General features: G+C 72.5%; 4 protein-coding genes and 1 pseudogene. 4 read left to right on the top strand and 1 reads right to left on the bottom strand.

What is annotated here, in order from left to right:
• Positions 1 to 565, bottom strand: a pseudogene (locus tag D471_RS32800) (alpha/beta fold hydrolase); the annotation flags it as partial.
• Positions 566 to 913: 348 nt separating this feature from the next.
• Between D471_RS32800 and moaA the strand changes: the two are divergent.
• The 4 genes from moaA to D471_RS32805 form a co-directional block, all read left to right on the top strand.
• On the top strand, positions 914 to 1,921 hold the full coding sequence (gene moaA / locus D471_RS0103200) for a GTP 3',8-cyclase MoaA (RefSeq protein ID WP_026127359.1): 1,008 nt from the start codon (positions 914 to 916) through the stop codon (positions 1,919 to 1,921).
• A gap of 82 nt (positions 1,922 to 2,003) precedes the next feature.
• Positions 2,004 to 2,426: an archease gene (locus D471_RS0103205; protein WP_017597290.1), complete on the top strand. Its 423-nt coding sequence runs from the start codon at positions 2,004 to 2,006 to the stop codon at positions 2,424 to 2,426.
• Between the two features lie 62 nt (positions 2,427 to 2,488).
• Complete coding sequence (locus D471_RS0103210) at positions 2,489 to 3,907, top strand: RtcB family protein (protein WP_017597291.1); 1,419 nt, start codon at positions 2,489 to 2,491, stop codon at positions 3,905 to 3,907.
• A 118-nt stretch (positions 3,908 to 4,025) separates the two neighbouring features.
• On the top strand, positions 4,026 to 4,261 hold a 236-nt coding region (locus D471_RS32805; protein WP_040688130.1), incomplete at its 3' end, for an RtcB family protein.

Genomic DNA, 4,261 nt, shown 5'->3' on the forward strand with positions numbered 1-4,261 from the left:
CGGTCGAGTTCGGTGAGCATCGCCTGGATCGTGGGCCGCTTGAAGGGACCGTGCCAGACGAGTGCGTCGGCGGCGTAGGCGGCGCCGACGTCGGGGTCGCGGGAGAGCACGGCGGGGTCGATGGGCACGTCCGGGATCTCCTCCAGGTCACGCAGCGCCTCCAGCACCTCCCAGCGCCCGAGGACGGGTGAGGACACGACCAGAGCGCGCGGCACCTCGGGGTGGGTCTGGGCGTAGCGGGCGGCGATGAGGCCGCCCATCGAGTGTCCGATGAGGACCAGCGGGAGCGAGCGGTAGGCGGTGCGCGCCTGGGTGATGACACGGTGGACGTCCTCCACCACTCCGGCGAAGTCGTCGATGAGCACCCGCTCGCCCGAGGAGCGGCCGTGCCCCCGGTGGTCGGCGCCGTAGACGACCGCGCCCGCCGCCACCAGGTCCTCCGCGACCCTCTCGTAGCGCCCGAGGTGTTCGCCGTAGCCGTGGACCAGTACCGCCAACCACGTCGGTTCGCCCTCGGCGGGGGGCCCCNNNNGCCCGCCAGGGCCCACTCGCGTGTGGTGATCACGGCGCTTCGCCTCCTCGTCTGCGACGATCTCTGGGAGGAACACCCTATGGCGGCGCGGTCCTGGCACGCACGCAGGGGAGGACTGTCGTTGACTCCCGTGGCCTGAGTGAGCCGAGGGGACACCGCCACACCACGGGCATCAGGCGTGTAACGATCGACGCGTCCGTTCGTAGTCGCGCCCCAGGCGGGAGGGCCTTCGTTCGTAGGGGGGAACGAAATACGGCATAAGGTGCGATGTTATCTACTCCACATAAAAGGTGATCTTCTACGCTAACCAGTGGGTATCCCTCGGGCGGGTCTATCCGAGCCCAACCCGTCCGGTAAATCAGACTGGAGAGGGTGACGCTCGTGCTGGCCGACTCCTACGGACGAGTGGCGACCGACCTACGCGTGTCGCTCACCGACCGCTGCAACCTCAGGTGCACCTACTGCATGCCGCCTGAGGGCTTGGAATGGCTGCCCAAGCCGGAACTGCTCACCGACGACGAGCTCCTGCGCCTGATCCGCGTCGGAACCACCCGCCTCGGCATCACCGAGGTCCGCTTCACCGGTGGTGAACCCCTCCTGCGCCGCGGCCTGCCCGGCCTCGTCGCGGGGACCACCGCCCTCACCCCCCGACCGCAGACCGCCCTCACCACCAACGGCATCGGACTGGCCCGCATGGCCCCCGCCCTGGCCGAGGCGGGGCTGGACCGCGTCAACGTCTCCCTCGACACCCTGCGCCACGACCGCTTCGAGCAGCTCGCCCGCAGGCGCCGCCTCCAGGACGTCCTCGACGGCATGGCCGGCGCGGCCGAGGCCGGGCTGACCCCCGTCAAGGTCAACGCGGTGCTCATGCGCGACATCAACGACGACGAGGCACCCGACCTCCTCCGCTACTGCGTCGAGCACGGCTACGAGCTGCGGTTCATCGAACAGATGCCGTTGGACGCCCAGCACGGCTGGCGCCGCGACACCATGGTCACCGCCGACGAGATCCTCGCCCGCCTGGAGGCCGACTTCACCCTGGAGGCCGCCGACGCCGAGACGCGCGGCAGCGCCCCCGCCGAACTCTTCCACGTGCGTGGCGCCCGCTTCCCCAACGGGGAGCCGGCCACCGTCGGCGTGATCGGCTCCGTGACCCGGCCCTTCTGCGGTGCGTGCGACCGCGTGCGCCTCACCGCCGACGGTCAGATCCGCAACTGCCTGTTCGCCCGGGAGGAGTCCGACCTGCGCGCCCTGCTGCGCGGCGGCGCGACCGACGAGGAGATCGCCGACAGCTGGCGGGCGGCCGTGGCCACCAAGCTCCCCGGTCACGGCATCAACGACCCCTCCTTCCTCCAACCGGCCCGCCCGATGTCGGCGATCGGCGGCTGACGGCCCGGTAGCCACCCCGTCCGAACGGGCACGACAGTGGAAGGGGAGGAGCACGACCGCAGCGGACCAGGAAGCCGTGGCCATGCCGAGAACGGACGCCGGTCACCGGACCACCGCCCACACCGCGGACCTGACGGTGCAGGCGTGGGCGCCGACCCGGGAGCGGTGTGTCGCGCACGCCGTCACCGGAGTGGTGGAGAGCGTCGTCGGAACCGGGCCGCCGCCCGCGACGACGACCGTCGAACGCGACCTGGAGGGCGCGACCGACGCCGACCTCCTCGCCGCGGTGATCGACGAGGTCGTCTACCTCCTGGAGACCAGGGGGCTGCTCCCGGCCGCGACCGAGGTGCTGGCCACGCCCACCGGGCTCCGGGCGCGGTTCTCGATGGTCGACGCCGACGCGCTCGAACCCGTCGGCGCGGTCCCCAAGGCCGTCTCCCTGCACCGGCTGCGCTGCGAACGCGGCCCGGAGGGATGGTGGTGCACCGTGACGATCGACGTCTGAGATCGGGCCCGGGAGGGGCCCGACCACGAGCAGTGGTCCCTTGACGTACCCGGGAGCGCGCCATGCGCATCACCGAAGAGACTCCGTACCGGTTCCGTGTCGAACGCGAGGGAGGGATGCGGGTACCGGGCATCGTGTTCGCGTCGCGACGACTGCTGCCCGACCCCGCGGTGGACGAGTCACTGCGCCAGGTGGCCAACGTGGCGACCCTGCCGGGCATCGTGGCGGCCTCCTACGCGATGCCGGACATCCACTGGGGCTACGGTTTCCCCATCGGCGGCGTCGCCGCCACCGACGTGGACGAGGCCGGAGTGGTCTCGCCGGGCGGGGTGGGGTTCGACATCTCCTGCGGCGTTCGACTCCTCGCCGCGGACCTCGACCGGGAGGCGCTCGAACCGAGGCTCGGCGCGGTCATGGACGCCCTCGGCCACAGCGTCCCGCGCGGCATGCGGCGCGGCAGCGTGTGGCCGATGCCCGACGCCCGGCGGCTCCGCGACGTCCTGGAGGGCGGGGCGTGCCACGCGGTGGACATGGGCCACGGCGTGCAGCGGGACCTGGTGCGGTGCGAGGACGGCGGGCGGATGGCCGACGCCGACCCGGGGCGGATCAGCCCCCGGGCGGTGGAACGCGGGCTCGGACAGGTCGGCAGCCTCGGCTCGGGCAACCACTTCCTGGAGGTCCAGGCGGTCGAGGAGGTCTACGACGCGCGGGCGGCGCGGGTCTACGGGCTGCGGCCGCGCCAGGTCTGCGTGATGATCCACACCGGTTCACGCGGCCTCGGGCACCAGGTCTGCTCCGACCAGGTGCGCGTGATGGAACGGGCGATGGAGCGCTACGGGATCTCGGTCCCCGACCGGCAGCTCGCCTGCGCCCCGGTCGAGTCGAGGGAGGGGCGCGCCTACCTCGGGGCGATGGCGGCGGCGACCAACTTCGCGCGGGTCAACCGCCAGCTGCTCGGCGAGGCCGCACGCCGGGCCTTCGCCACCCACGCGGGCTGTGGCCTCGACCTCGTCTACGACGTGTCCCACAACCTCGCCATGGTGGAGACCCATGTCGTCGACGGGCGGCGGCGCCGACTGTGCGTGCACCGCAAGGGCGCCACCCGGGCGTGGCCGCCCGGCCACCCCGACCTGCCCGCCGACCTGGCCGACGTCGGCCAGCCCACGCTCATCCCCGGCACGATGGGGACCGCCTCCTACGTCCTGGCCGGTGTCCCCGACGGGAGGGCGTTCCACTCCACCTGCCACGGCGCGGGCCGGGTGATGAGCCGCCACGAGGCCGTGCGCAGGGTGCGGGGCGAGGCGCTGCGCCACGACCTGGAGGAGCACGGGATCGCGGTGCGCGGGACGTCGTGGAAGGGACTGGCCGAGGAGGCGCCGTCCGCGTACAAGGACGTCGCCGACGTGGTGGACGCCAGCGTCGGCGCGGGCCTGTGCCGCAGGGTGGCCCGGCTCGTGCCCCTGGGCGTCGTCAAGGGGTGAGGCCCGCCGCCTCCGCGGAAAATCCGGTTGCCTCCCTGCACCGACTCTGGCTGGATGTTGCGGGGCGAACACCGGTTCGCCCCGCACAGGCCCGATCAGGAAAGGGAGGTGGCCTGTCATGTCCTACACCGAGGTCGCCGGTGAACGCGTTCCCATCCGCATGTGGGCCGACCCGGACCAGGTCGAGGCCCAGGCGATGGACCAGCTGCGCAACGTCACCCGGATGCCCTGGATCCACGGACTGGCCGTGATGCCGGACGTGCACTACGGCAAGGGCGCCACGGTCGGCTCCGTCATCGCCATGCGCGACGCCGTCAGCCCCGCCGCCGTCGGCGTGGACATCGGCTGCGGGAT

The sequence above is a fragment of the Nocardiopsis lucentensis DSM 44048 genome (genome assembly GCF_000341125.1).
GTDB lineage: Bacteria > Actinomycetota > Actinomycetes > Streptosporangiales > Streptosporangiaceae > Nocardiopsis > Nocardiopsis lucentensis.

Excerpts from the sequence above, each read along its gene's own strand:
- D471_RS0103205 (WP_017597290.1), top strand. The coding sequence starts at position 2,004 with ATGCCGAGAACGGACGCCGGTCACCGGACCACCGCCCACACCGCGGAC.
- D471_RS0103210 (WP_017597291.1), top strand. The coding sequence starts at position 2,489 with ATGCGCATCACCGAAGAGACTCCGTACCGGTTCCGTGTCGAACGCGAG.